This is a genomic window from Kribbella sp. CCNWLW201 (assembly GCF_037203805.1).
Taxonomy (GTDB): Bacteria; Actinomycetota; Actinomycetes; order Propionibacteriales; family Kribbellaceae; genus Kribbella.
Map to the genome: position 1 here is coordinate 698,994 of NZ_JBBCBQ010000001.1, position 25,950 is coordinate 724,943.

The 25,950-nt window shown below is 66.9% G+C and carries 31 protein-coding genes; 13 read left to right on the top strand and 18 right to left on the bottom strand.

Annotated elements, in window-relative coordinates; translation table 11 throughout:
• Nucleotides 1-9: 9 nt before the first annotated feature.
• Nucleotides 10-1,338, bottom strand: a complete 1,329-nt coding sequence (locus tag V9K99_RS03170) for an MFS transporter (RefSeq protein WP_337007672.1) — start codon at nucleotides 1,336-1,338, stop codon at nucleotides 10-12.
• A 175-nt stretch (nucleotides 1,339-1,513) separates the two neighbouring features.
• Here V9K99_RS03170 and V9K99_RS03175 point away from each other — a divergent pair, with 175 nt between their 5' ends.
• On the top strand, nucleotides 1,514-1,834 hold the full coding sequence (locus V9K99_RS03175; RefSeq protein WP_337322876.1) for a hypothetical protein: 321 nt from the start codon (nucleotides 1,514-1,516) through the stop codon (nucleotides 1,832-1,834).
• A gap of 648 nt (nucleotides 1,835-2,482) precedes the next feature.
• A complete protein-coding gene (locus V9K99_RS03180) occupies nucleotides 2,483-2,818 on the top strand; it encodes a hypothetical protein (RefSeq protein WP_337007674.1) in 336 nt (111 codons plus the stop codon).
• 206 nt (nucleotides 2,819-3,024) lie between these two features.
• On the opposite strand, the gene V9K99_RS03185 is transcribed toward V9K99_RS03180, so the two are convergent.
• Nucleotides 3,025-4,143, bottom strand: a complete 1,119-nt coding sequence (locus V9K99_RS03185) for a phosphotransferase enzyme family protein (protein ID WP_337007675.1) — start codon at nucleotides 4,141-4,143, stop codon at nucleotides 3,025-3,027.
• A 420-nt stretch (nucleotides 4,144-4,563) separates the two neighbouring features.
• Here V9K99_RS03185 and V9K99_RS03190 point away from each other — a divergent pair, with 420 nt between their 5' ends.
• Together V9K99_RS03190 and V9K99_RS03195 are read left to right on the top strand one after the other, a co-directional pair.
• Nucleotides 4,564-5,154, top strand: coding sequence for an AAA family ATPase (locus V9K99_RS03190; protein WP_337007676.1), 591 nt, complete (start codon nucleotides 4,564-4,566; stop codon nucleotides 5,152-5,154).
• 84 nt (nucleotides 5,155-5,238) lie between these two features.
• Nucleotides 5,239-5,400, top strand: coding sequence for a hypothetical protein (locus V9K99_RS03195; protein WP_337007677.1), 162 nt, complete (start codon nucleotides 5,239-5,241; stop codon nucleotides 5,398-5,400).
• Nucleotides 5,401-5,413: 13 nt separating this feature from the next.
• Here V9K99_RS03195 and V9K99_RS03200 read toward each other — a convergent pair whose 3' ends face one another.
• The 6 genes from V9K99_RS03200 to V9K99_RS03225 form a co-directional block, all read right to left on the bottom strand.
• Complete coding sequence (locus tag V9K99_RS03200) at nucleotides 5,414-6,775, bottom strand: 8-oxoguanine deaminase (RefSeq protein ID WP_337007678.1); 1,362 nt, start codon at nucleotides 6,773-6,775, stop codon at nucleotides 5,414-5,416.
• Between the two features lie 88 nt (nucleotides 6,776-6,863).
• A complete protein-coding gene (gene pucL / locus V9K99_RS03205; RefSeq protein ID WP_337007679.1) occupies nucleotides 6,864-7,769 on the bottom strand; it encodes a factor-independent urate hydroxylase in 906 nt (301 codons plus the stop codon).
• Nucleotides 7,770-7,772: 3 nt separating this feature from the next.
• Nucleotides 7,773-8,105, bottom strand: coding sequence for a hydroxyisourate hydrolase (gene uraH / locus V9K99_RS03210; protein WP_337007680.1), 333 nt, complete (start codon nucleotides 8,103-8,105; stop codon nucleotides 7,773-7,775).
• Nucleotides 8,102-8,593, bottom strand: a complete 492-nt coding sequence (gene uraD, locus V9K99_RS03215; RefSeq protein WP_337007681.1) for a 2-oxo-4-hydroxy-4-carboxy-5-ureidoimidazoline decarboxylase — start codon at nucleotides 8,591-8,593, stop codon at nucleotides 8,102-8,104. The genes uraH and uraD overlap by 4 nt, the downstream gene beginning before the upstream one ends.
• Nucleotides 8,594-8,682: 89 nt before the next feature.
• Entirely contained in the window at nucleotides 8,683-9,150 is a 468-nt protein-coding gene (locus V9K99_RS03220) for a helix-turn-helix domain-containing protein (protein WP_337007682.1), read from the bottom strand.
• Between the two features lie 23 nt (nucleotides 9,151-9,173).
• Nucleotides 9,174-10,415, bottom strand: a complete 1,242-nt coding sequence (locus V9K99_RS03225) for a DUF6986 family protein (RefSeq protein ID WP_337007683.1) — start codon at nucleotides 10,413-10,415, stop codon at nucleotides 9,174-9,176.
• A gap of 124 nt (nucleotides 10,416-10,539) precedes the next feature.
• Between V9K99_RS03225 and V9K99_RS03230 the strand changes: the two genes are divergently transcribed.
• Nucleotides 10,540-11,304, top strand: a complete 765-nt coding sequence (locus V9K99_RS03230; protein WP_337007684.1) for an IclR family transcriptional regulator — start codon at nucleotides 10,540-10,542, stop codon at nucleotides 11,302-11,304.
• Nucleotides 11,305-11,307: 3 nt separating this feature from the next.
• Here the strand turns inward: V9K99_RS03230 and fgd are convergent, their stop codons facing one another.
• Entirely contained in the window at nucleotides 11,308-12,312 is a 1,005-nt protein-coding gene (gene fgd, locus V9K99_RS03235; protein WP_337007685.1) for a glucose-6-phosphate dehydrogenase (coenzyme-F420), read from the bottom strand.
• A gap of 490 nt (nucleotides 12,313-12,802) precedes the next feature.
• On the opposite strand from fgd, the gene V9K99_RS03240 reads away from it, so the two are divergent.
• Both V9K99_RS03240 and V9K99_RS03245 read left to right on the top strand, forming a co-directional pair.
• Nucleotides 12,803-13,639 carry a carbon-nitrogen hydrolase family protein gene (locus V9K99_RS03240; protein WP_337007686.1) on the top strand — a complete coding sequence of 279 codons (837 nt, stop codon included), beginning with the start codon at nucleotides 12,803-12,805 and terminating at the stop codon, nucleotides 13,637-13,639.
• Between the two features lie 37 nt (nucleotides 13,640-13,676).
• Nucleotides 13,677-14,177, top strand: coding sequence for a methylated-DNA--[protein]-cysteine S-methyltransferase (locus V9K99_RS03245; RefSeq protein WP_337007687.1), 501 nt, complete (start codon nucleotides 13,677-13,679; stop codon nucleotides 14,175-14,177).
• On the opposite strand, the gene V9K99_RS03250 is transcribed toward V9K99_RS03245, so the two are convergent.
• Nucleotides 14,155-14,619: a hypothetical protein gene (locus V9K99_RS03250; protein WP_337007688.1), complete on the bottom strand. Its 465-nt coding sequence runs from the start codon at nucleotides 14,617-14,619 to the stop codon at nucleotides 14,155-14,157. The genes V9K99_RS03245 and V9K99_RS03250 overlap by 23 nt on opposite strands.
• A gap of 31 nt (nucleotides 14,620-14,650) precedes the next feature.
• Nucleotides 14,651-15,481, bottom strand: coding sequence for a DUF72 domain-containing protein (locus tag V9K99_RS03255; RefSeq protein ID WP_337007689.1), 831 nt, complete (start codon nucleotides 15,479-15,481; stop codon nucleotides 14,651-14,653).
• Between the two features lie 20 nt (nucleotides 15,482-15,501).
• Between V9K99_RS03255 and V9K99_RS03260 the strand changes: the two genes are divergently transcribed.
• The gene (locus tag V9K99_RS03260; protein ID WP_337007690.1) at nucleotides 15,502-15,912 is read left to right on the top strand and encodes a YkvA family protein; all 411 of its coding nucleotides are present in this window, start codon (nucleotides 15,502-15,504) and stop codon (nucleotides 15,910-15,912) included.
• Here the strand turns inward: V9K99_RS03260 and V9K99_RS03265 are convergent.
• Nucleotides 15,868-16,482, bottom strand: a complete 615-nt coding sequence (locus tag V9K99_RS03265) for an alpha/beta fold hydrolase (protein ID WP_337007691.1) — start codon at nucleotides 16,480-16,482, stop codon at nucleotides 15,868-15,870. The genes V9K99_RS03260 and V9K99_RS03265 overlap by 45 nt on opposite strands.
• Before the next feature lie 53 nt (nucleotides 16,483-16,535).
• On the opposite strand from V9K99_RS03265, the gene V9K99_RS03270 reads away from it, so the two are divergent.
• Complete coding sequence (locus V9K99_RS03270) at nucleotides 16,536-17,144, top strand: TetR/AcrR family transcriptional regulator (RefSeq protein WP_337007692.1); 609 nt, start codon at nucleotides 16,536-16,538, stop codon at nucleotides 17,142-17,144.
• Between the two features lie 116 nt (nucleotides 17,145-17,260).
• Here the strand turns inward: V9K99_RS03270 and V9K99_RS03275 are convergent, their stop codons facing one another.
• The gene (locus V9K99_RS03275; protein WP_337007693.1) at nucleotides 17,261-18,292 is read right to left on the bottom strand and encodes a hypothetical protein; all 1,032 of its coding nucleotides are present in this window, start codon (nucleotides 18,290-18,292) and stop codon (nucleotides 17,261-17,263) included.
• Between the two features lie 141 nt (nucleotides 18,293-18,433).
• Here V9K99_RS03275 and V9K99_RS03280 point away from each other — a divergent pair, with 141 nt between their 5' ends.
• From V9K99_RS03280 to V9K99_RS03290, 3 genes are read left to right on the top strand one after another with little or no spacing between them, the layout of a single operon-like run.
• Nucleotides 18,434-19,786 (top strand): glutamine synthetase family protein, encoded by a 1,353-nt coding sequence (locus tag V9K99_RS03280; RefSeq protein ID WP_337007694.1) that lies wholly within the window; start codon nucleotides 18,434-18,436, stop codon nucleotides 19,784-19,786.
• A gap of 37 nt (nucleotides 19,787-19,823) precedes the next feature.
• Nucleotides 19,824-20,198 (top strand): hypothetical protein, encoded by a 375-nt coding sequence (locus tag V9K99_RS03285; protein WP_337007695.1) that lies wholly within the window; start codon nucleotides 19,824-19,826, stop codon nucleotides 20,196-20,198.
• A gap of 37 nt (nucleotides 20,199-20,235) precedes the next feature.
• Nucleotides 20,236-20,799, top strand: coding sequence for a dihydrofolate reductase family protein (locus tag V9K99_RS03290; protein WP_337007696.1), 564 nt, complete (start codon nucleotides 20,236-20,238; stop codon nucleotides 20,797-20,799).
• A gap of 84 nt (nucleotides 20,800-20,883) precedes the next feature.
• On the opposite strand, the gene V9K99_RS03295 is transcribed toward V9K99_RS03290, so the two are convergent.
• Nucleotides 20,884-21,408: a YciI family protein gene (locus V9K99_RS03295; protein ID WP_337007697.1), complete on the bottom strand. Its 525-nt coding sequence runs from the start codon at nucleotides 21,406-21,408 to the stop codon at nucleotides 20,884-20,886.
• 359 nt (nucleotides 21,409-21,767) lie between these two features.
• Entirely contained in the window at nucleotides 21,768-22,817 is a 1,050-nt protein-coding gene (locus V9K99_RS03300; protein ID WP_337007698.1) for a hypothetical protein, read from the bottom strand.
• Between the two features lie 174 nt (nucleotides 22,818-22,991).
• Between V9K99_RS03300 and V9K99_RS03305 the strand changes: the two genes are divergently transcribed.
• A complete protein-coding gene (locus V9K99_RS03305; protein WP_337007699.1) occupies nucleotides 22,992-23,717 on the top strand; it encodes a hypothetical protein in 726 nt (241 codons plus the stop codon).
• Nucleotides 23,718-23,756: 39 nt separating this feature from the next.
• Here the strand turns inward: V9K99_RS03305 and V9K99_RS03310 are convergent, their stop codons facing one another.
• Genes V9K99_RS03310 through V9K99_RS03320 form a run of 3 tightly spaced genes read right to left on the bottom strand, consistent with a single transcriptional unit; the run spans nucleotide 23,757 to nucleotide 25,931 of the window.
• Nucleotides 23,757-24,491: an MBL fold metallo-hydrolase gene (locus tag V9K99_RS03310; RefSeq protein ID WP_337007715.1), complete on the bottom strand. Its 735-nt coding sequence runs from the start codon at nucleotides 24,489-24,491 to the stop codon at nucleotides 23,757-23,759.
• The gene (locus tag V9K99_RS03315) at nucleotides 24,488-25,447 is read right to left on the bottom strand and encodes an acetylxylan esterase (protein WP_337007700.1); all 960 of its coding nucleotides are present in this window, start codon (nucleotides 25,445-25,447) and stop codon (nucleotides 24,488-24,490) included. The genes V9K99_RS03310 and V9K99_RS03315 overlap by 4 nt, the downstream gene beginning before the upstream one ends.
• 25 nt (nucleotides 25,448-25,472) lie before the next feature.
• Nucleotides 25,473-25,931 carry a hypothetical protein gene (locus tag V9K99_RS03320; protein WP_337007701.1) on the bottom strand — a complete coding sequence of 153 codons (459 nt, stop codon included), beginning with the start codon at nucleotides 25,929-25,931 and terminating at the stop codon, nucleotides 25,473-25,475.
• Nucleotides 25,932-25,950: the final 19 nt, after the last annotated feature.

Genomic DNA, 25,950 nt, shown 5'->3' on the forward strand with positions numbered 1-25,950 from the left:
GCTCTGCGGTCATTGACGACTGTGTGTTGAGGGCTCGGTGTCCGGGAGTTGGCGCAGGGTTCGTAGTGGGCTGAGCAGTGCGAGGGTGGTGCCGGTCAGCATGACCAGGCTGCTGATCACCAGGGTGGCGCGGAATCCGACCAGGGCGCCGAGGGTGCCGCCGAGGAGGGCTCCGATCGGCTGCATTCCGTAGACCAGGAATCGCCAGGTGGCCTGAGTTCGGGCGAGGAGTTCCGGTGGGATCAGGATCTGGCGAATGGTCTGCTGGTTGATCCCGTACAGCGTTGGGCCCCAGCCGCGGAGGAGTTGCGCGATGATCACCACCGCTAACGCCAGTGCCGTCGGTCCTCCTGCGGCGGCCATCACCAGCCCGGCCAGACTTGACAGTGTCATGCCGACGATGAAGGTCGGCCCATTACCGAGCCGGCCGGTGATCTGCACCCCGATGGTGGCGCCGACGATTCCGGCGACACCGGACACTGCGATAACCAGGCCGACCAGTCCAGCCGACAAGCCGAGATCACGGACCAGGAACAGCACCACGATCACCACCTGCATCTGACCGGCCAAAGCGCCGACAGTGGCGGCGATCGTGGTCGCCCGCAGCGCGGGGTGCTCGAGCGCTGCCCGGATGCCACCCCAGATGCCCTTGAATATCGACTCTTTGGCCGGGTCGGCGGCAGTCGATCGGCCCGTGACGGTGATCCGCGCCTTCGAGATGGCCGACAGCAGGAACGAGGCAGCATCGACAGCGATCGCGACTGGTGCGGTGAGGAGTTGAACCAGGACGCCGCCGAGGGCACTGCCGCTGGTGGCGACGACGGAGTTGCTGAGCGAAAACGCACTGTTGGCTGCCAGCAGTTCGCCGCGGGGGACCAGTATGGGCGCGAACGACTGGGCCGCGATCGTGGAGAACAGGCTGCAGGTCCCGGTGATCACGACAACGACGTACAACTGCCACATCTGCAACAGTCCCGTCGCGGCCAGGACCGGCACTGCAGTCAGCGCGGCGGCGGCGAACAGGTCAGCACCGACAATGACTCGGCGGTATGACAGCCGGTCGACCCACACCCCGGCCGGCAGGCCCAAGACAAGGTGCGGCAGGAACGAGACTGCTCCCAACAAACCCATCTGTACTGGCGATGCGCCGAGGACCAAGACTGCGGTCAAGGGCAACGCAACGGTCGTCACACTCGACCCCAGGAGGGAGATCGAGTTACCACCGAACAAAAGACGAAAGTCCCGATGGTCGACCAAGACCCGCCACTGCGCTTTCACCGACCCCAGTAAACCTGCGCCAACCACTGCCGGGGCGGAGGGACGCCGAAAAATACGCATCGCGGTATGAGACTGCGATTCCCTACCCTGGCCACGTGGAGGATCTTGAGGTCAGGGAGTTCCTGCAACGGTTCGCTCCCGACGACGTGCGGGAGACGATTGCGTGGTTGACCGCCAACGGATACACCCTGAGTTCCACCGCGGGGAAGGCACGTTCGGCGCCGAGTTCGTCAACGTGGGAGATGCAGAGGTACGCATCACCGTGGACCGCTCACAGTGGCTCCTCGACGTTGCGCCAAGACCCGGAGCCAAGGCGTGGCAGTACGACGTACTGATCGCAGCGCGGACCGGTCAGCCCTACGAAGAGGTCTTTCCCGAAACAGGCTCCAGGTCGGTCGGAGACCCTCTCCCCGACAAGTTGCCCGAGGGTGTGAGTTGGCGCGAGACCCTGCCTGACATCCTCCAGTGGGTGGGTAGTGAGGGCGTCCAGGCTGCCGTCGACCGCGCTCTCCACGAGCGCCACCGGATGATGTCGCCGCGCACCAGAAAGCGCTGACGCTCAACGGCATGACAGGGCTTCCACGAGCATCTGGGGCACAGTGGACGTCCTGCCGATTGTTGTGCAGCTGCTAGGACGGGACGGAAAGCCACTGCGTCGGTTGCCCGATCCAGCCGGAGGAACCTTCGACGCCGCGGGAGACTTCGACCGGCTCATCGAAGACAGTACGTACCCGGCGCTCAGCGCCATCGATCTGTATGCGGAGAGGATCTGGCACTCGTCCTCCATGCCTGCCCTACTTGCTGACATCGAGGCGGCTCTGCCCGTGGCGAAGGACGGTCCGGAGAGGCGTGGCCTACTCGACTTCAGGTCCTTGCCGAGCGGTGTCGGCACGACGACCTCGCTCTGGCTTTCGTGGGCGACTGAACCGAACGCGGCACGAGCGCGGACCGCGGCTCCCTGCCATCGGAGGTCTTAAGAGGTCAACCCGGCAGATGCGTAAGTACGGGCGTTCTCCTTCGTCAGCTGATGCGCAGGCAAATCGTCTGCCGGTGATCTGCGACAGTCGTGCCCGACGGCGGCATCGCCAGGTGGTCTCGCGGCCTTGTCCGAGATCGTTGTTAGCAAACCCGCTAGCGAGGCGCACCTGCCGCGCTGACAGACTGCCCGTGCAGACGACTCGACCAAAGCCGAAGGCGCCAGACGATGACCGATGAGCGCGAGATGTTCCAGCACCTCACGTTTCCTTTCGAGAACCAGCGCTTCCCGAGCAATTTGGGCGCCGTCGTTCAAAGGACGGTGCTCTCGGGTGAACAGCCCGCCCGCCAGGTGATTCACGCGCCCGACGGCTCCTGGCTCGTCGGCGATGGTGTCAACGATCCCAACCCGCCTGGTGCCTCGGTTGCCACACACATCACTCACGCGATCGAGATCAACAGCTCTATCGCTCAGCTAGCGACTATGGCGCCGGGACACATTGCCCAGCGATCCGGACCAGGCGACCCATGGCGCATCACCGAGCTGGATGGTTGGGAGGAGTAGAGCTCCCCGCGCTAGCGCTATGGTCTCCCCGTCCGGCGTCTCCTGATAGGTCCTGACTGGGCTGAGTGCAGGCGGCAAGACGCACCCCCGAGATGGCCAGCCGATTCGACCGCATAGGAGCTCGCCACGACCGCTCTGGTCCGCCATCGATCGAGCTCGCGGCAGTGTTGCCCCCACGCGGCGAGCCCTGTGAAGCAGCGCGCGGCTCAGCCTCGCAACGACGCGATCGCCCGGGCAGCTAGTCGTTCGGCGTGCTCGGGGCGCGCGAGCCAGCCGATCCACCCCTCGTCCATCGACGGGGTGGACCCGCTGCGCGCCGACTCCCGGTAGTCGAGGCACGCGAGCCACAGCGGTCGCATGGCCAGTACGCCGGGCAGCCGCTCGAGCTCCTCACCGGTGAGCTGAACGTGCTCGCGATACCCGCGCGCGGCAGCGTCGATACCCTCCCCATCGCCCTCCCCAGCGGTCGTCAGCAGCCAGGCGAGGGCGGGCAGGCGGGGTCCGCGCCCGGACCCTGCCCAGCCGACGATAGCGAGGTTGCCCGGTCTGCCGACGGCCGCCCATGCGTGGTAGTTCCCGTGGGTGAACGCCTCGGGCAGGCCTTCCGCGTCGTCGGCGTGCTCGACCTTGTCGCGGAGCCACTCGAACATCTCGCGACCCTCGGGAGCGACGGCGTCCTCGACGCTTACCAGGAAGCTCATCGCCGCCGCGAGATCCTGCTTCGGTCGTCCCGCGAAGAAGGCGCCGTCGTGCTCCTCCGACCCACCGTCCCGCGCGACCGCACCACCGGCCGCGGGCAGTTTGTGCAGGCGGCCGAGCAGGCTCGCCAGCTCGTGGAGCACCGCCGGCGACTGGGTCGGGCGTCCGCCCTCGACGTACTCGGTCACGATCACGCCGCTTCCCTCGAGCACTGACACGGGACTGTCGTGCGCGGGCCGTTCAGCGGGGAAGTCGTGTAGGGCCAGGAACCGCAGGATCTCCGCATCGCCCTCGACGCGGCCGACCGTGTCCGCTGCCGAGGAGAAGACTCGAGCGATCCAGGGCGAGCCGTCCTCTCGCTTGACAACCAGCGTCCAGGGGTAGTGGCCGATCCAGGACCCGCGAGGGCGCGTCTCGGGGTCGTCGTCGATGGGCGCGATCGAGGTGATGCTGATGCCGTATCGAGTCTCGAGGTGCGCTCTCAGTTCCGCGAACTCGACGGGGCGAGTGCGAGCAAACGGCGACGTACGGCCCTTCTCCAGCGCGGCGCGGGCCTCGGTGTACCGCAATCCGGTCGCTTGTGCCCGCTGACGCACTGCGCGCTTGAAACTGCCCTCTTTGGTCATGACAAGCCTCCTCGACGTGCCCATTCCCCCAGCGAAGCGGCACTCGAAACAGGCTTGGATGGCAGCAGCCTTGAGGGCAGGATCCCCTTCGCCTTCTCAAGGGCCTGGCTGGGGCAGATCCTCAGGAGGCTGGGCGTCGGCAACGCCGTGCACCGATCGTGCCGGGCCTGGACGGCCGTGTCAACGGCAACCGAGGTGCAACGGCGAGCGACCCGCCCATTCATCGGTAGAGTTGCGGGCATGTGTGCTGGTGCGTCCGTGACTCGTCCCTGCCGTTTCGCTGACGGCGCTGGGACAGTCTGTAGGTAAGTTCCTCGGTTCCGCGCCGCCGGCTTCCTTGCCGGGCGGCCGTTTCGCGTTGCCTGGCCCCTGCCATCTCCCAGGAGCCGCCACATGTACGCACCCAAGCACCCCGAGCCGATGGATCCGCGCGTCGGACCTGCAACCGTGTACCTGATCGTTGGCCTTCCCGGCGCAGGGAAGACAACTCACGCGAAGGGACTGGAGATCAGCGCGTCGGCCCTACGGCTGACACCAGACGAGTGGCAGATCATGCTGTTCGGCGATCAAAACCCACCAGACAAGCGTGACCTCGTCGAAGGCAAGCTGGTCCAGCTCGGCATGCGGGCCGCGGAGCTGGGCACCAATGTCGTCTTCGACTTCGGGTTCTGGGGAAAGGACGAACGATCAGCGCTCCGCTGGATCGCCGGGGCCGTCGGCGCGCGTAGCCAAGTCGTGTACCTGCCAATAGACCACGAGGAGCAACGCAGGCGTGTCACCAATCGGTTCGCGACCACGCCCGATCAAACCTTCCACATGACCGACGTTGAACTCGAGCAATGGCGGGCTCAGTTTCAAGCGCCGGACGACGAAGAACTGCGAGGTTCTCAGATCCCACCCGTCCCACCAGAGCACGCGACCTGGTCGGCGTGGGCCTCGCAGCGCTGGCCATCCTTGCCCGATCAGTACACACCGACAGCCGCTGATTCCTGCAACTCACACGAACCGTGACCCCCATAGGATGCTTCGAATCACCGTGCGCACATCGGCTGCGCGGCTTGCGGCAGATGCGCCGCGGTCCTCAACCATCCAAACGTGACCGCCCCCGAGAACAACGAGTTCGTGGGACACGGTGGTCTCACTGACCACGGGATCGGGCCACCACAGGCGTGCGACAGCACGCAACTCAGCGGCGACAGCCGCGCCAAAGGGTGGGTGGGGCTGCCGGGCGAGCACGCGACGAACGAGCGGGCGTAGCCGGCTGCGAGGGTCAGCCGGCCTTGGATAGCAGGTGTTTCTGGGTCTTTGCTACCTGTACGGCGAGGGTCGATTCGTCGACTGTGAGGACCCTGTCGTGTTCGACCACTGGGCGACCGTTGACCAGGAGAAGGTCGAGCGGTGGGGGTGTGCCAAGGACCAGGGCGGCTACGGGGTCAGCGATGCCGGCGTGTTCGAAGGTGTCGAGGCGCCAGAGGGCTAGGTCGGCTAGTTTGCCTACTTCCAGCGAGCCGATCTCGTTTTCGCGGCCGAGGATTCGGGCGCCGTCGAGAGTTGCCATCTCCAGGGCCACGCGAACGTCCAGGGCCTCGGGGCCGCCGCGTGCGCGGGCGAAGAGCAGGGCGTGACGCATCTCCTCCACCAAACTTCCTGCTTCGTTGCTTGCGGCACCATCCACGCCGAGCCCGACCGGGCTCCCCGCAGCCCGTAGGTCGGCGGCACGTGCGATCCCGGCGCCCAGGCGGGCGTTGGAGCTCGGGCAGTGCGCGATCCCGGTGCCCGACGAGCCCAACCGCGCGATCTCAACACCATCGAAATGGATCCCATGAGCGAACCAAACGTCCGACCCGGTCCAGCCGAGCTCAGCGGCGTACTCCAACGGCGTGCAGCCGTGATTCCCCAAGCACCAGTCAGACTCGTCGGTGGTTTCGGCCAAATGTGTGTGGAGCCGGACGCCCTTGCGGCGGGCCAGTACGGCGGCCTCTCGCATGAGCTCACCGGTGACGCTGAACGGCGAACAAGGCGCGACCACGATCTGCAGCATCGAGTCCGGGCTCGGGTCGTGCCAGCGGTTGATCGCGGCCTCGGTCGCGGCCAGGATCTCGTCGCGGTCCTCGACCACCGAGTCCGGTGGCAGGCCGCCGTCCTTCTGGCTGAGGTCCATCGATCCGCGCGCCGGGTGGAACCGCAGGCCGACCTGCGCGGCGGCCAGGATCTCCGCCTCGAGCAGGTCCTTGCTGTCCCGGGGGAAGACGTAGTGATGGTCGGCCGCCGTGGTGCAGCCGGTGCGCGCGAGCTGGGCCAGCGCGGCCTGTGCGGCCACGTGGACGGACTCGTCGTCGATGCCGGCCCACACCGGGTAGAGCGTGGTCAGCCACCCGAACAGCGTCGCGTCGGCGGCGAGGCCGCGAGTCACCCACTGATAGAGGTGCTGGTGGGTGTTGACGAACCCGGGCGTCAGCAGACACCCGCGCCCGTCGACCACCCTCGCTCCGTCATAGACCGCCGGTGCAGGCCCGGGCCCGACCGCGACGATGCGGTTGCCTTCAGCAACAACGTGGCCGGTGAACTCGCGGCGGGTGCGGTCGAGGGTGACCACGACCGCCCCGTCGATGACGATCGGCGTTGTGTTCATGCGGGTCAGTCAACTCGGCTGCCCGAGGGCCCGTCACCGGCAGCGAACACGAACTTCCGCCCGCCAGCCAGCGCGCGGTTGGAGGTTCCTACACGAACCCTGGTACGGCGTGCCACGCAGAGCCGGCGTCGGAGGCGTCGTCGCGGACCACGGTCGCCTCGATCAGGCCGTACGGGCGGTCCGCGGCGATGAACACCTCGTTAGGGTTCTCCAGGCCGAAAGGGCTGAGGTCGACCAGGAAGTGGTGCTTGTTCGGCGCCGAGAACTTGATCTCCGCGACCTCGGGGTGCCGCTCGAGCACCGCCTCGCCCATCCCGTACAGGGTCTGCTGCAGCGCCAGGCTGTGGATCTTGGCGAACTGCTCCAACAGCAGCGCCTTGATCTCCTCGTACGACTTGTCCCAGTCGACATCCGTGTGGTCGTAACGCCACCGAGCCACCAGCGACGTCGCGAGGATCCGGTCATTCGTCTCCGGCAGCGTCGTGTACTTGTCCTTCAGGAACCCGTGGAACTCCGACCCGGTCGACTTCAGTACGACGAGATCGCGAATGCCGGACACAACATACGACTTCCGCGAGGAACCACGGCCCTCGACGTTGACGACCGTCGTACGGACGCCGCTGCCGGCCCGGACGAAGGAGTGGGCGTGACCTTCGCCATCGACCGGGATCCGTTCCCAGGTGTACTCCTCGACCTCGATCCGGGCGCCCTCGGCGGCAGGCGCGGAGTCGATGAAGTGGCCGCCGAGCGTCAGCGCATAGTCCTCGATCGCACCGACACCCTTCTCCTTGGCGAAGGCGAACGCGGTGTTCTTCTGGGTGTCGGTCGGCAGGACGTCGGCCTGGTCGCCGGTGGTGTGCGCGTCCTCGAAGGTGCCGCGGAGGGCGGACGAGACGTTCAGGTCGCGGATCTGGTGGCGCGGCGAGTCACGGTAGATGCGGACGACCCGGCTCTCGGCCTTGCCGTACTGGTTCGCGCCCAGGTGGATGGCCATGGGTCAGCTCCCTCGATAGGTGGAATAGGCGAACGGGCTGAGCAGCAGCGGGACGTGGTGGTGCCGCTCGTCGGAGATCGTGAAGGTCACGGTGACCTCGGGAAAGAAGATGCTCTGGCCGGAGGCTTCCGCGTACGCGGTGACGTCGAACCACAGCTGGTACCTGCCGGGCTGGAGCCCGGGTTCGAAGTCGGTGATCCGCCCGTCGGCATCCGTCGTACCGGATCCGATGAGTACGTCGGCCCGACCGTCGGTGATCCGGAACAGGCGGACCGGTACGCCGGCCGCGGGCTGCCCGAGTCCGGTGTCGAGAACGTGGGTGCTTACAGAGCTCATGCGACAACCTTTGCGAGCCGAAGGAGTGCGATCTTCCGGAGTTCTTCCTGTACGACGGCCGCCTCGGCGACCTCGTCATGCGTGAGGCGTTCGCGCAGGCTGGCCAGCATCTCCTCGGCCGACAAGCCGGTCGCGCAGATCAGGAAGACGCGACCGAACCGCTCCTCGTACTCGCGATTGCCCGCCGCGAGCGCCGCACGAACATCGGGGTCATCACCGACGCCGGACTGCTCGTTGCGCGACCAGGAAGCCTCGGTACTGGCACCGGCCGCCCGGTCTCCGATGCGCGGGTGGGCAGCCAGAGCCCGGTCGACGTCATCGGCGTCGAGCTCTCGCAATGCCTTGTCCGCAGTGCGGGTCAGCTGCTCGATGTCGCCGTACGGTCGGCCGACCAGGATGCCGTCGACCCAGCGCGGGACGTCGCAGCAGGCCGCCAGCAGCGGGCGCAGCCGGTCGTCCGGAGCGGCGTTGAACTCCTGCAGATCCACGGTCACACCTTCTCGAATCACGAAATCGAATTTCCGTATGACGAGAGTGGCACGCACTCACGCGCTCCGTCAACAGTTTGTTGAATTTCTCAGTCGCGGGCCCGGTTCAGGTAGTTGTAGACGGTGAAGCGGGTGACTCCGAGGGCCTCCGCCACGATCTCCGCCGACTTGCGGTACTCGAACGCTCCCTTGGCCTCGAGCAGCAGCACGGCCCGCTGCTTCTCACCCCGGGACAACTCACTCAACGGCCCGCCGAGCTCCGCGGCAACCTCCGCCAGCAGCGCACTCACCCCGCTGCCACCGGCGCGCGGCAGCTTGACGCCATCACGCCGTACCTGCAGGGTCACCTGGCTGGCGCCGCCCGCGAACGCAGCCTGCAGTACGCCGCTCAGCGCCGGCAGCAACTGTTCTTCCTCGCCACGGACCGACGTACCCAACGGCCCGAACTCGCAGTCCAGCCCGGCCTCCTGAGCAGCCTGGAAAGCCTCGGTGGCGTGGGTGGGCGGCTGACCCTCGACATCGAAGGGCTCGGTGGTGAACTCCGCTACCAGTCGCATGTCGCGAGGCTAGCCCGGTGTGGTCACGACCGCACTGGTCGCCGAGCCAACTTCGCCAGCCCCGCCGTGTCCACACCGATCAGCTCGTCGACCTCAGCCGGGGCGACGGCACCACACTCGAGCCCACGCAGCACGTAGCCCGCCAGCGCTGCCGCTGTCGCGGGCTCGTCGAGGTAGCCGGAGTTTCCGCCGCCGACGTACGCGCGCAGCCGAGCGCCCGCGGTGTTCAGGCCCTCGCGGTAGAAGAGGTACGTCGCCGCATACCGGGTCGGCAGCTGGGCCGGATGCATGTCCCAGCCCTGATAGATGCCGCGGGCAAGCGATCGACGGACCAGACCGAAGTGCAGTCGCCAGGCGGCATGCACGGCCTCGCGATCACCGACGGGAAGAACGTTCGTCGAGCCGTCGGAGACGAACACTCCGGTCCCCGCAGCGGCCAACTGCATGACGTCCTTGGCGTGATCGGCGACTGGGTGATCCATGCTTTGGTACGCCGCTGCGACGCCGAGCGAAGCCGAGTAGTCATAGGTGCCGTAGTGCAGACCGGTGACCCGGCCGCTGCCGGCGTGGATCATCCGCGCGACCAGCGCACTGCCGTCGGGGCCGAGGATCGCCTGCGGCGTCTCGATCTGGATCTCGAACTTCAGCGATTCGGCGGGCAGATTGTTTGCCTGTTCGATTGTCGACAATACGACCAGCATCGCCTCGACCTGCTCGACCGAGGTCACCTTGGGAAGCGTGATCACGAAGCCGTCGGTCAGTGCACCGGCGAACTCGCGAATGAAGAGATCGAGCGTGCGCAGCCCGCGCCGGCGACTCGGCGCCTCGAGAGACTTGATCCGAAGACCGTGGTACGGCGTCGCCGTGCCATCGCCGACGGTCTTGGCCAGGGCTCGGGCCGCGTCGACCGCGGCGGCATCCTCCTGCTCGTCGGGCCTGGTCCCGTAGCCGTCCTCGAAGTCGATCCGCAGGTCCTCGATCGGCTCGCGCTCGAGTTTCGCGCGGACCCGTCGGTGCAGCTCGGCCCCCAGCTCGGCCGGCAGGTCCAGCGCCTCGGTCAGCCCTGTCGGCGCCTCACCGAGTACATCCTTCGCCTGCGAGGCCCACTCGCGGACAGTGCCGGCAGCGAACCGGTCGGCGGGGACGTAGACGGTGTGCACGGGTTGCCGGACGCCGCGATCACCCGGGTACCGCGTGGCCAGGTCCGCGTCGGCCGCCGCGAGCAGCCGATCCAGCTCACCGGCGAGATCGTCCACGTGAGTCATCAGAGCACACCTCGTTCGTCTTGACGGCAGTTTCCGTATCGCGGATACTAATATCTACTCTGCGGAAGCCGCAATGTCCGGTATCTGACGCTAAACTTCCGTGATCCGGAAAGGGTGGTGTGCGGTGGCGGAGAAGAATGAGGGCAAGGGTCGCTCGGGGAGCGTGCAGTCGATCGAGCGGGCGTTCGGGTTGCTCGAGACGATGGCTGATGCGGGCGGAATGATGGGCCTGTCCCAGCTCGCCACGGCTTCGGGTCTGCCGCTGCCGACGATCCACCGGCTGGTGCGCACCCTCGTCGACCTCGGCTACCTGCGCCAGGAGCCGTCCCGGCAGTACGTTCTCGGCCCGCGGCTGATCCGGCTCGGCGAGAGCTCCTCGCACATGTTGAGCGTCTGGGCCCGCCCGCATCTGACCCGGCTGGTCGACGAGCTCGGCGAATCGGCCAACATGGCGATGCTCGACGGCGATCAGATCGTGTACCTCGCACAGGTCCAGTCCCGGCACTCGATGCGGATGTTCACCGAGGTCGGCCGTCGAGTGCTGCCGCACTGCACCGCCGTCGGCAAGGCGATCCTCGCGCAACTGCCAGAGGCCGAGGTGCGCGAACTCCTGCACCGCACCGGCATGCCCAAGCACACCGACAACACCATCACCGACCCGGACGCGTTCGCGGCCCAGTTGCGCGCCGTCGAGGAGCACGGTTACGCGACCGACGAGGGCGAGCAGGAGCTCGGCGTACGTTGCGTCGCTGTGGCGGTGCCCGACGCACCGTCCCGGCTGGCGATCTCGGTCTCCGGACCTGCCGGCCGGATGTCAGAGGACTTGCTCGAACGTGCGGTCCCGCTGCTCACCCAGGCCGGCAAGGCCTTCTCGGAGGATCTGCGCTAACAGTTAGCCCAGCTTCCGCAGCAAGGGCAGAACGTCGGTGGTGAACTGGGTCAGGAACCGCTCCTGGTCGTGACCCGGTCCGTGGACGACGAAGTGGTTGAAGCCGGCGTCCAGGTACGGCTGGAACTCCTTGACGACCTCTTCGGGGTCGGAGGCGACGATCCAGCGCTTGGCGACCTGCTCGATCGGCAGCTCGTCGGCCAGCCGCTCCATCTCGGTCGCGCTCGTCACGCTGTGCTTCTGCTCCGGCGTCAAGGACAGCGGCGCCCAGAACCTGGTGTTCTCCAAAGCCTGCGAAGGATCCCGGTCGTAGGAGACCTTGACCTCGAGCATCCGGTCCAGATCCTCGAACTTCTTGCCGGCCTTCTCCGCACCTTCCTTGACCGCGGGGATCAGCTTCTCGGTGTAGAGGTCCATGCCCTTGCCGGACGTCGCGATGAAGCCGTCACCCGCGCGACCGGCGTACTTGGCCACGAGCGGTCCGCCGGCGGCGACGTACACCTTGATCGGGGTCTCCGGCCGGTCGTAGATGAACGCGTCGACAGTCGGGTAGAACGGGCCCTCGGAGCTGACGCCCTCTTTCGTCCACAGGTCGCGGATCAGCTGCACCGACTCCCGCAGCCGGGCGAACCGCTCCTTGAACTCGGGCCACTCCCGCCCGGAGACGGCGATCTCGTTCAGCGCCTCACCGGTGCCGACGCCGAGCATCACACGGTCCGGGTACAGCACGCCCATGGTCGCGAACGCCTGGGCGATCACCGCCGGGTTGTACCGGAAGGTCGGTGTCAGCACCGACGTCCCCAGCAGCACCCGGTTGGTCCGCTCACCGACCGCCGCCAGCCAGGCAAGCGCGAACGGCGCGTGGCCGCCCTCGTGCCGCCACGGCAGGAAATGGTCCGACACGGTCACACTGTCGAGCCCGAGCTCCTCGGCCCGGACGGAGTACTCCACCAGCTCCCGCGGCCCGAACTGCTCCGCCGACGCCTTGTACCCGACGCGAATGCTCACCCTCTGCTCCCAACCTCGTCTACCCGTCCCCCAAGACAACCTCATCGTCCCAGCGGATATGCCTCCGGGGGCCCGAACGACAGGAGGTATCCCGCGTCGGCGGCGCGTCACAGGCGTGCGGTCGCCCCGAAACCACCCTCGGGACCGACTACCTCCTGTCGTTCGGACCTCGGCGTGGGGGTTTGACGATGGCGATCGGGGTCGGGAAAGATGTGGGTCCGGCGCGGCCCGCGCCGCACCTTCGTTGATCGGCCCCAGCCCGGTCTCGCTGAGAAGGCAAAGGGACTTCCTGTCTCGGGCCGCTCGTCCTGGTCTCCTGCCTCGACGGGATCGCTGGGGGATCGCGTTCGAGTGCGTGGAAGGCCAGATGACAGCGCACAGGAACTTCAAGCGACGGGTTCGAGCCCGCGCCGCCAAAACGGGCGAGTCCTATACGGCTGCCCTCCGGCACTTCCGTCCGACCCAGAGTCAGACTCTGACAGGAGAAGACATGCCGGAAAACACCCTGCGAATCGCCGTCGCCCAGTCGACCGTTCGCGAAGACCCGACGGATTCAGCCGCGCTGCGTGACAGCGGGGCCGAGGTCCGCAGACTGATGCAGCAGGCCGCCGACGCGGGTGCCCGCCTGGTGCACTTCACCGAGGGCGCGATCTGCTTCCCCAGCAAGCGCGTGATGTCCGAGCTCGGCCCGGACGAGATCGGTCCCTCCGATTGGAGCAAGGCCGACTGGACGGTGCTCGAGGAGGAGCTCGACAAGATCACCGCACTCTCGCGTGAGCTGGGGATCTGGACAGTGATTCCCTCGGTGTACCAACTGCCGGAGCCGACCCGACCGCACAACAGCATGTACGTCGTCTCCGACCAGGGCAAAGTGGTCACGCGGTACGACGAACGCACGCTGTCGACCACCAAGGTCACCTGGATGTACACCCCTGGCAAGGAGCCGGTGACCTTCGAGGTCGACGGATACCGGTTCGGCCTCGCCCTGGGGCTGGACGTGCTCTTCGCGGAGTTGTTCACCGAGTACGACCGGCTCGATGTCGACGGCGTACTGGTGTCCTACTGCAGCCACACCCCGCAGAACGAGCACATCGGGGTCCAGAGCCGCGGGATCGCCGTGACGAACACCTACTGGATCAGCCTGGCCGCGGCGGCCAATCCGGACGGCGGTCTGGAGTCGAGCGTGATCGATCCCCGCGGCAACCTGGTGGCCGAGGGCCCGGCGGATGGCAAGCCGGGGATCGCGGTGGCCGATCTGCATCATGCGGATGTGACCACGATCGGCCGGGAGTTCCGGAGCCGGACCCGGGAACGCATCAGCTCCTGAGGCCTCACACCTCCGGGTGCGGATCCGTTCCATAGGTATGAACAGGCACGCGATCGTCAGCACCCGGATCGGGGACCTCACCCTGGTCGCCTCAGCCGATGCACTGGCCGGCGTCTACTTCCCGCACCACTGGGTGAAGCCGACGCCGGACACCCTCGGTGACCGGGTCGCAGCCAGCGACCCGGTCATCGCCGAGGCAAGCCGCCAACTGGACGAGTACCTGACCGGCAAGCGCACCTCCTTCGACCTCCCGACCGTCCGGCGCGGCGACGCGTTCCAGCGCCGCGTCTGGTCACTGCTCGAGGAGATCCCGTACGGCGCGACGACGTCGTACGGCGAACTCGCGGAGCGACTCGGGGACACGGCACAGGCCGTCGGGAAGGCGGTCGGGCAGAACCCACTGTCGATCGTCATCCCGTGTCACCGGGTGGTCGGGAAGAACGGATCGTTGACCGGCTACGCGGGCGGGCTCAAGCGGAAGCAGTTCCTGCTGGACCTGGAGGAACCCGCCGAGATCAAGGCCGCCCGGCTCTTCTGAGGTTGCCGACTTGATCGGCGTACCACTCGGACTCCGTCAGGTGTTCGGCGATCTGGCGGAGGGTCCAGTTGGGACTGCGGTCCTTGTCCCACTCGGCCGGATCGAGCGCCGCGTACCGCAGCGCGAAGGTCCGGCCGAGCCGCCGCAGCCGCTGCTCGGCCTCCTTCGCGTCGTCGACCGTGAAAGGTGCGAGGTCCGCCTGCGAGGTGATCGCACTCGCATGCCACTCATCCGGCTGGGTCGGTACGGCGGCCAGCAGCGCCTCAACCTCGGCGAGATGGTCGACGATGTGATCAGCGATCCGGCGGACCGCCTTGTGCGGGGTGTATATCCGCCCGTCGTCGGCCGTGAGCGGCTGCCCGTCCCAGGCCGGCCAGGTCTCGACCAGCAGGAGCGAGCGCTCGACCGCCTGCTCCACCAGTTCTCCAGGGTTCTCAGTCATGCGGCTCACGCTAGAGCCGCAATGCTTCGGCCTAGGCCGAAGTGATCTTCAGGCGCCGCGCGAGCCCTTCGGCGTCGAAGGGAGCACGAACTTTGACGTCGTTGTCGAAGTAGACGAAGGTGTCCCGCTTCCAGGCCTTGATCTTTCGGGCCCAGCCGTCGAGTGCCTTGTCGTCGTACCCGCTGACGTAGAGCTCCTCGGCGCCATGGAGACGGGCGTAGGCGAAGTCGGAGGTGACGTCTCCGAACATCGGCCACTTGCCGGCCGTGTCGGCACAGACCAGCGCGATGTCGTGCTCGCGCATCAGCTCGACGAACTCCTTGTTCTCGAAGCTGGAATGGCGAACTTCCAGAGCATGCTTGAGCGGAATGTCGACCGAGCACTCGAGGAGCGCCCGGCCCTCCATCCGCTCGTCGTGGCCCTTGGCGACGTCCGCGGCCTCAGCGGTCGTCCTCGGCAACAAATCGAAGAACGAGGCGAGTCGATCGGCGTCGTACCCGAGTGTCGGCGGGAGCTGCCACAGCACCGGCCCGAGTTTGTTGCCTAGCGCAAGCACTCCGGAGGCGAAGAAGTTCGCCAGCGGCGCGTCCACGTCGGCCAGCTTCTTCATGTGGGTGACGAAGCGGGGACCCTTGACCGAGAACACGAAGCCGTCGGGCGTCTCGTCGTACCAGCGCTGGTACGACGATGGGCGTTGGAGCGAGTAGAAGGAGCCGTTCAGCTCGATCGAGTTCAGCCGGCGGGAGACGTACTCCAGCTCAGCCCGCTGCGGCAGGCCCTCGGGGTAGTAGACCTTCCGCCAGGGCGGATACCGCCACCCCGAGATCCCTACCCGGTACGAGCTGTCCGGCCAACGCTTCACGTCTCGATTATGGTTGAGCCGTGGTCAAGGCGCTGGTGATCGCCGGGGTGCTGGCTGGGCTGTGGGCGATCAGTTGCGGACTGATGGTCCTGTTCGCGCATCGGCTGCCGAACGGTTTGATGCGCCAGGTGGCCGAGTTCCTGCCGTCGTGTGTCATGGCTGCTCGGACGTTGCGGAAGCATCCCGACGTACCTCGCCGAGCCAAGATCGCGCTGTTGATCGCGGTCCTCTGGGTGCTGTCGCCCATCGACCTGCTCCCCGAGTTCCTCCCTGTCATCGGGCCACTCGACGACGTGGTCGCCGTCATCCTTCTGCTCCGCTATGCGGCCCGTTCCATCCCTCGCGACACTCTCCTCGCCGCCTGGCCCACCGATCCCCAGCTCCTCCTACGCCTCCTGGGCAAGCAAGCTGGTCACGAGTTGGGCAGTTAGGTCGGGTTGGTCCTCGGTGAGGTAGGTGTAGGAGTCGGGGACGGTGTGGAGGGTTGCGCCCAGGAGGTCGGCGTACCGCTGGGCTTCGGCGACGGGGAAGACGCGGTCGTCGGCGGCCCAGAGGAGGTCGATGGGTTTACCGAACGATTTCGCTAGGTGGCCCGCCACGGCTCGGGTGTAGCGGGCGTCGACCGCGCCGATGGCTTTGCGGCCGTCGTGGCGGATCGCCGCGTCGGTGACGACCGGGGTGATGTAGCTGCGCATGATCTCGGCGTCGATCGGTTCCTTCGCCAACCAGCCGTAGGTGTTGCGCCAGCGCCAGGTCCTCGACCAGCGGAGCGCCTGATAGAGCGCGCGATAGGTGACCGGATGTACGGCGGTGAGCGGCCAGTCGGCGGTGATGCAGCGGAAGCGGTCCGCGAGCAGAGGGACGAGTTTGCGCCAGAGGTTCGCGTTCACCAGGTAGCCGTGGACGAAGACGATCGGCGGTCCGTCGCCGGTCTCGTAGTACCGCAGCGGACCGGCCGGCAGGTCGACCTCGTGTGGCGCACCCAGCCTGGGATCGCGCATCACGGCCTCCCCGGGGAGTTCTTGTAATGATTGCAAGACCGTAGCATGGGCCTGTGGATCCCCGGAAGCAACGGACGATGGAGGCGCTGGTCCGGGCCGGCCAGGAGATCTTCAGCGAGCGATCCGTCGAGGACGTGACGGTCGAGGAGATCGCCGAGCGGGCCGGCGTGGCAGTGGGGTCGATCTACAACCACTTCGGCTCGAAGGCGGGCCTGCAGGCGGCCGTGGTCGAGCATGCCCTCGACGCCGACCGGCACTACATGGATCGGGCGTACACCGCGGACCGCTCGCCGGTCGAGCAGATCTACGCGGCGGCCGAGCAGTACCTCGACTTCTATCTCGACCACCCGGACTACTTCCGGATGCTCGCGTTCCCCGGCCAGCCGGGTCAGTACCAGGCAGGTCAGGAGCTGTCGGAGCGTCTGGTGCGGGCGGTGGACGAGCAGAACCGACGGCTGGTCGAGGCGTTGCGGCAGGGAATGGCTGCCGGTGAGCTCCGTGAGGTGGATGCCGAGGAGGTCGCGACCATCCTGTGGGCCGCGTGGAACGGCGTGATCAGCCTGGGCTGGCGCCCGGACACGCTCCGGCGCTCCGACGCCGAGCTCCGGGCCTTGCTCGCGACAGCCACCGAAATCGTCGCCACCGGTCTCCTCATCCGCTGAGGGACCATTTCAGTTCTCGCCGGTGGCGGGCCGCTTCAGTCTCCCGCCGGCGGTGGGGCGCTTGAGCTTCCGCCGGTGGCGGGCCGCTTCAGTTCTCCCGCCGGGCGGTGGGCGCTTCAGCTGCCCCGGACGGACAGCGGGAACCAGCGGCTCGCGAGGAGGCGCATCGTCCCCTTGCCCTTCGGGGGAACGTAGGCGACCAGTTCGTAGCGCTCCTGCCGAGTGATCGACTTCGTGACCTCCGACGGCAGCCCGAATCCGCGCTGCAGGTCGCCGACGGTCGAGGTCTGCCACACCATGTTGGTGTCGCCCTCGTTGCGATAGGAGTGCAGCAGGTCGAGCCCGAACCAGACGAGCGCACCGCCGGATTTCGTCCGCAGCGCATAGACCGGGGTCGGGGCCGCCGCTGCCCGGCTGGTTCCGGCCCAGTCGTTGCTCGTGTAGATCCTCCGGTTGTCGACAATCTTGGCGCGCGCACTGCCGAAGATGTCATCCTGCGCGACCAACTTCGCGTATCGACTCTTGCTGCCCTGGGTCACCGCATCTGCCAGGACGGCGGGCACCCGGCCCGGTGCGATCGCCGAGAGTTTGTCGTCCGCGGCCACGACCGCCGGAAAGTCCGCCACGTCCACTCCGGACGCGAGCGGACCGGTCGCCGTCTTCGAGAACGGCGCATAGGTCACGCGCCACGGCGCACCGCTACGCTCCTGGACGAACAGCAGGAAGTCCCGCGTCGCGGGCTTCGAGCCTTTGTCCGTCGCGGCCGTGAAGAACCACCTGGGGTACCCCGTGACCATCGGTGCCGCGCCCAGAGCTCCGACGTACTTGACCGACGTGTAGCGCAAGCCGTTCTTGCGATACACGCGGTACTGCGCGCTGTGGAGCTGCAGAGCCGATCCCGTCTCCACCTTCGCGGCCCGTGCCGGGTCCAGTTTCGCGTTCGCCTGGCTGATCGCCGGCAGGTACCGCTTCAGCACGTCCTCCGCTCCGCGCGTGCTGATCGCGGGGGCCGGCTTCGGCCGGGGCGCCGGAGCCGGCGTCGATGCGACGGCGCCGGCCCGGTCTTCGGTGCCCTCCTGATCGCCACCGCAACCTGCCGTCGCAAGGATGAGAACACTGACCAGGACGGTCGGCGGGGTCCAGCGCATTCGTCTCTCTCGCTTTCGTCGATGTCGGCGCCGGATGATGATCTCGTGTCCCGGGGGCAGACCGGCCGAACAGCTAGCGGGCCCCGTCCCCGGCCGCGCGGGCACCGGCTGGGCCCCTTGGCGTGTGGTACGAAGGTCAGCGTGTCCATCACCGACAGCCTGCCGCCCGCGGACCGCGTCAACGCGCTACTCGACGGCGGCCTGCGGATGTTCATCACGTCGATTGTCGACAATGCCGGCATCACCCGGGCCAAGTCGGTGCCGGCCCATCGGTTGCGTACGGCGATGCGCGACGGCATCGGCCTGTCACCGGTGTTCGCGGTGATGTGCACCGACGACGGGATCACCTCGTCGCCGGCGGTGAACGGGCCGGTCGGCGACAACCGGCTGATGCCCGATCTGACCGCGGCGGCCCCGCTCGGGCCGGACAACACGGTGTACTGGGCACCCGCCGACCAACTCTCGCAGGACCATCAGCCGGTCGACATCTGCCAGCGAGCGGCACTGCGCCGGCAGGAGGAGCGCGCGATCGCGGCCGGGCTCGACGTGCAGCTCGGGTTCGAGCTGGAATTCACCGTGTTCACGGGCGATCCCGGCGATCCTCGGGTCGCCACGCTTGGTCCGGCGTACGGCGTACTTGCGACGCTGAAGCTGGAGGACTTCGCGGTCGACCTGCTCGAAGCACTCGACGCGGCCGGGGTTCCGGCCGAGCAGTTGCATCCGGAGTACGCGCAGGGTCAGGTCGAGGTCGCGCTGCCGCCGGCCTCGCCGTTGGCGGCTGCTGATCAGTCGCAGCTCGCCCGGCTGATCGTGCACCGCGTTGCTCGGCAACACGACTTGCTCGTGTCGTTCGCGCCGATCACGGTCGCCGGGTTCGTCGGCAACGGGGCGCATATCCACTTTTCGGCGGCGTTGAACGGCGTACCGTTCGGGGACGACGGCGGTCCGTCGGAGCACGCGCGGCACCTGATCGCGGGAGTGCTGGCTGAGCTGGACGGGCTCACCGGCGTACTCGCGCCGAGTGTGGTCAGTGCCGATCGCCGAGTGCCGGGCAACTGGGCGGGCGCGTACGCGTGCTGGGGTCCGGAGAACCGCGAGGCGGCGCTGCGGTACGTGCCGGGCAGCATCACCAGCCGCCCGGACTCGGCCAACTGTGAGATCAAGATCGGCGACCCATCGGGCAACGCGTACCTGTCGGCCGCGGCCGTCCTCGCGAGCGCGCTGAAGGGGCTCGAGCAGCGGGCGGAGCTCCCGGCCGGATTGGATCGCGACCCGGCGTCGTACTCGGACACAGAGCTTTTGAGCATGGGCGTACGACGCCTGCCGCTCACTCTCGAGGACGCACTGGCGGCGTTGGAGCAGTCCACGGTCATCCGCGGTGCGCTCGGTGAGGCGATCGTCGACCCGTTCCTCGCCGTACGACGCCATGACGCCGAATCGCTCGGGTCATTGTCGCTGGAGGACCGGGTCGCGGCACTCCGCTGGCGGTACTGAGCTGAACTGATCGCCCGGATCACTTACGGTGATCCTCATGGCGTTAGCTGCGAAGGGGAGCAAGGGCGAGAAGTTCCTGACCGTGGTCGTCGGCGGCGGAACGGCCTTCGGGCTGATCGTGATCACCTCGCGGTCCTGGAAGGCGTGTCAGGTCGACGTCGCGGGCAGCGTCCCGAACGGGCTGACCCTGCTGTTCCTCGGCCTGCCGCTCGCGCTGATCGTGAACCTCGTCCTGTTCAACCTGGTCTTCCGGTACGCCGGTAAGACCTTCCTGTTCTCGCTGGTCGCCGCGGCCATCGCCATCGCGATCGCCGACCTGGCCCTGTATTCCTGGCAGGGCACCCCGGCCGCATCCCCCGGCATCTGCCCCGGCAACGTCCCACCCTGGTGGCCGGCCTGGATCCCCACGTGAAAGTCCTTTGAAAGTTGTCTGCCGTTAGGTGGAGGTCATGAGCGGACCAACGCGGTTGTACATGTCGATGTCTCTGGACGGCTTCATCGCCGGACCGGACGACGAACCCGGGCAGGAGCTGGGGCGAGGGGGCGGCCGGTTGTTCAACTGGCTCGACGACCGCCTGGGGCCGGGGGTGAACGGGCAGATCTACGGTGAGGCGCTGGCGACCGGGGCCGTCATCGCGGGACGCCGTACGTTCGAGCTCGCCGGGCGCTGGAACGGCGACCACCACGACGGCGTACCGATCCACATCCTCACCCACCACATCGACGAGAACGACGAACCACCCGGCACCGCGAAGTTCTACACCGACGTCGACGCCTGCGTCGCCGACGCCCGAGCCGCCACCGGCGACCGCCCCATCCTCGTCCACGGCGCCGCCACAGCCCAGTCCCTCCTAGCCGCCGGCCACCTCGACGAACTGGAAATCCACCTAGTCCCCGTCCTCCTCGGCACCGGCCGCCGCCTCTTCGACTCCCAACCCGCAGAACTCGAACTAGTCCGCTCCCTAGAAGGCCGAGACGCCACCCACCTCCGCTACCGCGTCATAAAACCCTGACCCGGCATCCAGGAGGTCAGCGTCGCGGAGCAAGTTTGTGGGCGGTGTGGAGTCGCGCGGCTGCTCGGGCTCTCACGGACATGGTCAGCGGCGGCCGCCGTATTCCCAGGGGTGAGCTTGGGGGGAGCCTGGTAGGAGGGTTGCGGCGGCTTCCAGGGTTGGGGCTTCCAGGAGGGCGGCTTGGCCGACGGGGGTTTGGCCGTCGAGGGTGAGGAGGTCGCCGTACACGATGAAGTGTTCTGACGGGGTGGCGGCAGACGCGTCCGTGGTGATGACCAGGTAGCGGTTGAATTCGGCGACCGCGTTGGTGAAGTCCCACATGGTGCGGCCTGCGCGGTTGTGGAAGCGGTACAACTCGACGGACTCGAAAGCGCCGGCCCGGTAGTACGGCTCCTCAAAGGCGAACCGTAGTACGGCGTCCTCGTCGGGCAGATCCACGATGTGCAGACTGCCCGTCGTCTCGGCGTCGTCCTCGTGACCGGTCAATGTCGGGCCACGCGCGATCAGCTGCTCGCCGTACCCATCCATGAAAGCCCAGTGCTCTTCGTTCAACCGGACCTTGATGTCATACCCGCCGACCCGATCCCGCCCCCACACAAAGAACTCCACACCTCACCCTAGACGAGCCAGGGGTACGTGAAACTCTCCGTTCCGAGCATGCGGGTTCGGCCGCAATACTCCAAGACAGACCGGTGATAGGCGACCGCTGGTGGGCGGTCGTCCGAAGGCTTGCCCGCCGGGTTGGCGCAACCGCATTGCGCCAACCCGGCGACGTGTGGAGCGACCTTCGCACGGACACAGCTACTCGGCCCGACGCCACCGCGGCACCGACGTAGGCGTGAACGTACGTTTGCAGGACGGCCCCTTGGAGCCCTGAGCTGCTCGCTGGTGTTCGTTGTGGACACGGCGATGACGGCTCGTGCAGCCCCACGCCTCACTGATGAGACGTCTGGCTTGCTAACCGTCGTTCATTCGCGTCCTCCGTTCGATAGGGCTTGAGCGACATTCGCCCGACTCCCGGGCCATGCCCAAGCCAGACCGTAGCTTACGCCGTACTCACAATCATGGAACCTGTGAGAGACGTACCCGAGCTCCGACACGTCGACGAAGCGATGGCTCTCGGCAGCCGCGGGCTCGAGGCGAGCCTCGACCTCGGTGCGTGCCGAAAAATACCAGATCGACTCCGGAGTTTGATCAGGATCGAACTGAATTCGAGCCACATACAGCCCTACGGAAGCCGCGGTGACTTCATGATTGACGACTGGCTCGGATTCCCGGTCGCTGTGGAAGTTGATCTGATACGAGATGAACTCTTCTTCGCCGCGGTCGAGCGGCCTGGGCAGCCGAATGTCGACTGCCGTCATACCGCGGACCGGACGAATCTCGCCGAGTTCGCAGTTCATCATTGGCACGATCTCCGCCGCCCCAGGGCGGTGATCGGCGTAGTACCGCCCGACCGCAAGGATGCGGTCGACCCCGTCCTCCAACGCAACAACCCGGCGATTCGTCATCGAGCGCACTCCGACTGTGCCATCGAACCAGAAGCAACTGTCGATTCGCGCAAAGCGATACGGAGGCAGACTCTGGCTCGCTTGCCCTGAGACCCCATGGACACGGTACTTCGGCCAGTCTCCGGCGGCGTTCACCTCATCGATCCGCTCCGGAACAATTCGCGACAGGGTCACCGCCGCCTCGTACCACCAGTTTCTTACCGTCCGCTCGTTAGCGTTCTCCGCGTCGGCGAGCGCACTCCAACGAATTCTTGCCGAGCGGCCCGCGGACCCGCTGTCATGCGTATTGAGGGCTACCCGGGCAGCACTGCGCAGGTTGATACTGGACAGTCCGTTGACGACTTCGACGATCAGCCGCCCCAAGGCGGCAGCACGGTCGGCGGAGCTCCAACCTGGTGGCGTATTGGACATCAGCTCGTACAGCGGGGAGTCTTCCAGCCGCGCAGCGGTCATACCCTCTCGCTCGCCCAACTGCTGTATCGCGCGACGCAAGTCGTCGATTGCCATCACCCCCAACGTCGCCCACATTGCTGGCACGTTCTTCCACGTTGCGCCCATCCCCATGGATTCCTGCACTCTACCCCTAACAGACCGTCGTGATCAGGAATGCCGAGGGCGATCGGCAGCAATTGAGATCGGGCGCCGAGCCACGAGCCGGCCGGACAGTCTAGGGAGCGAACGATGCGGGCAAAGTTCGTCGTACTCATCAATGCAGTCTCCATCAGCGCGTATCCCACGGACGAGGCCTTGGTCGATCGGCTATTGACCCTCGGACTCGGGCGGACAAGCAAAGACTCCGGCCCGTACGAGGACAGGCGAAAGGCATATCTCCGGGAAGCGGAGCGGGAGTGGGATCATCTGCCAGAGGTTGCTGTAGGCGAGCGCGACCACGTGATCTTCTTTGCACGGCTGCCAGATCATTGCCGTCTGATCGTGACTCGCTCGCTTCAGGGTTATGCGACCTTCCGGTTGATTCACGACAACCTGGGAGAGCTGGAGAAGAATGCCGAACACATTGTCGGGGAGTTGACGAAGAAGGTCGGTGCGATCGAGGGCCTCCAGATCGAGTCGAATCGTGTCGAGGTCTACGAGCATGGCCGCGACCACGTCATCCTGATCGGCCGAGCGATTGACAGTCCACTCCGGGAGGCGGTTCGCAACAGTCCCGCTGATCTCGTCTGCGCGGCGGTCACCGGTGTCGCATCGCTCGTCACCGTGGCCCTTCTTGCGTTCGCCCACCTCACACCGGACTCTCTTGCTCGCGGCAGCGTGGAACGCTTCTCGACCGCGATGATCGCGGCGTTCTTCATCGCGGTGGTCAGCTTCGTGCAGCGTTGGTGGCAGGCCATCAGGCAGGGCGGAGTGGAATGGCACCCGGCGTATCAAAAGCGTCGCAATGGCGGATAAGGAACTCGTCACCCGCCATCAGCCCGGCTCGGTACGACCTCAGAAGCCGAAGGTGATGCCTACCTCGGCATGGGTGGCGGGGCCACTGAAGGCTCGAGTTGCTTCCTCGACCGCGGCCGCCGGGGTGAGCAGAGGGCCGACATGAGTGACGACGAGACGCTTGGCGTCACTGCGGCGCGCCAACTCGCCTGCCTGGGATGGGGTGTGGTGGAACGGGTTGGGGGTCGGATCGTTTGCCTCGCACAACAACAGGTCGGCGCCGGAGGCAACCAAGTCCAGGGCGGGGCAAGGAGTGCAGTCGCCAGAGTAGGCGAGAACCCGGCCCGAGCAAGAGGCTCGCAAGGCATAGGCCTCGGGGCCGCCGTGGTCCACCGCACGACTCTCCAAGGTGAGGTCATCGAGTTCGACCTGGTGACCGTCGGACAGAGGACGAAGGTCGAGTACGTCGGTCTCGAAGCCCGGACCGAAGAAGCCGGTCAGCCGGTCGGCCAGACCAGCTGGAGCGTAGACGGGAAGCGGAGCCCGCGGAGGCAGTTCGCCGTACGCCAAGGCGTAGTACGCGTTGAGCAAGTCGCCGATGTGGTCCAAATGCAAGTGCGACAGCCAAACAGCATCCACCGAAGACAACGAGGTATGACGAAGCAGTTCGGCCAGCGAACCAGGGCCGGCATCCACCCACACCGACGCGCGTTCGCCCTGCAACAGATACCCCGAGCAGGGGCGATCCGGCTGTGGATAGGGCGCCGCGTTGCCGAGAACCGTCAGCGTGATCAGAGCTTCGCGCCGATCAGCTGGTAGATGTCATCCGCCGCACCCGGCAGATCGTCATGACCGAAGTCCGGGTACAGCCGCAAGGACTTCGACGACGTGATCTTGTTGTAGGCCGCGTACTGCGTCGACGGTGGGCAGATCTGGTCCTCGAGACCGACGAACAGCGTCACCTCGGCCCGGATCCGCGGCGCCAGGTGCTGTACGTCGATGTAGCCGAGGGTCGTGAACACCTCGTCCTCCCGCAGATGCCGCGGGTCCCGCTTCTTGAACCAGGTGACGATCTCGTCGTACGGCGCCGTCTCGAGGTTGAGCTCCCACGCCCGCTGGTAGTCGGTCAGGAACGGATAGACGGTGGCCGTGTACTTGATCGCCGGCGTCAGCGCAGCCGCGACCAGCGAGAGCCCACCACCCTGACTCCAGCCCGTGGTGGCGATCCGCGCCGCGTCCACCTCAGGCAGCCCGCCGATGATGTCCGCGAGCCGCCGGGTGTCCAGGAACACGTGCCGATACAGCAGCCCATCCGGCCCGTCGTCCAGACCGTGCACGAGGTGGTTGTGCAGGGAGAAGCTGTTCGGCGCCTGCGACTCGGTCCGGAAGCCCACCTGCTCCCGCACGTCCAGGGCGGCCACGGTGTACCCACGAGCCGCGTATGGCAGTAGGTCGACCCACTTCGGCTGCTCACCGCCGTACCCGTGGAAGATCAGCACGGCCGGTCCTGTCGGTTCCGCGGGCCGCACCACCTTCGCATGGACGCGGTAGCCGCCGGTGCCGTTGAAGTACAGGTGCTGCGCGGTCGCTGTGGTCAGCGGGAAGTCCGTCGCATCGGCGAACTCGGTCTCGGGGTCGATCGCGTCGAGCTCGAGCAGTGCCTTGTCCCAGTACTGATCGAAGTCGTCCGGACGAGGGTTGGTGCCCTGGTAGGCGGTCAGTTCCTCGGACGACAGCTCGAACGAAAGCACGGGGACTCCAAAAAGATCGGGTGACCTATTCTGCGCGATCGCCGTTCTCCGAGGCAGTGCCGTCCCAGATCGTGTAACCGTGCGCCGCGTTCAGCCGGTCCCGCAGCGCGGTCTCCAGCGACTCCGGGTGACCGGGCGCCAGCCAGTTGATCGGCACCAGGATCGAGTGCTCCTTCTGCTTGGTCCGCAGCACGATCGCCTCACCGTGCGTCGTCTCCACCCGACCGACCTCGGTGACGTCGGTCCACGGCGTCCGTACGCCGCGTACGTCGATCTCGTCGTCCCGCAGCTTCAGTACGACGGGGGGCCGGGCCAGGATGTACAGACCGCCGAGCACCACCAGCCCGCCCAGAACCAGAAACACGGCGATCACCGCTCCCGGCAGCCCGATCGCCCACAGGATCGCGGCCACCCCGAGGAGCATCAGCCCAGCGGCCGGGATCCCGAGGAATCGGCCCGCCCGCATCCGGTACGTCGTACGCATCGGGCCATGATCCCATCCC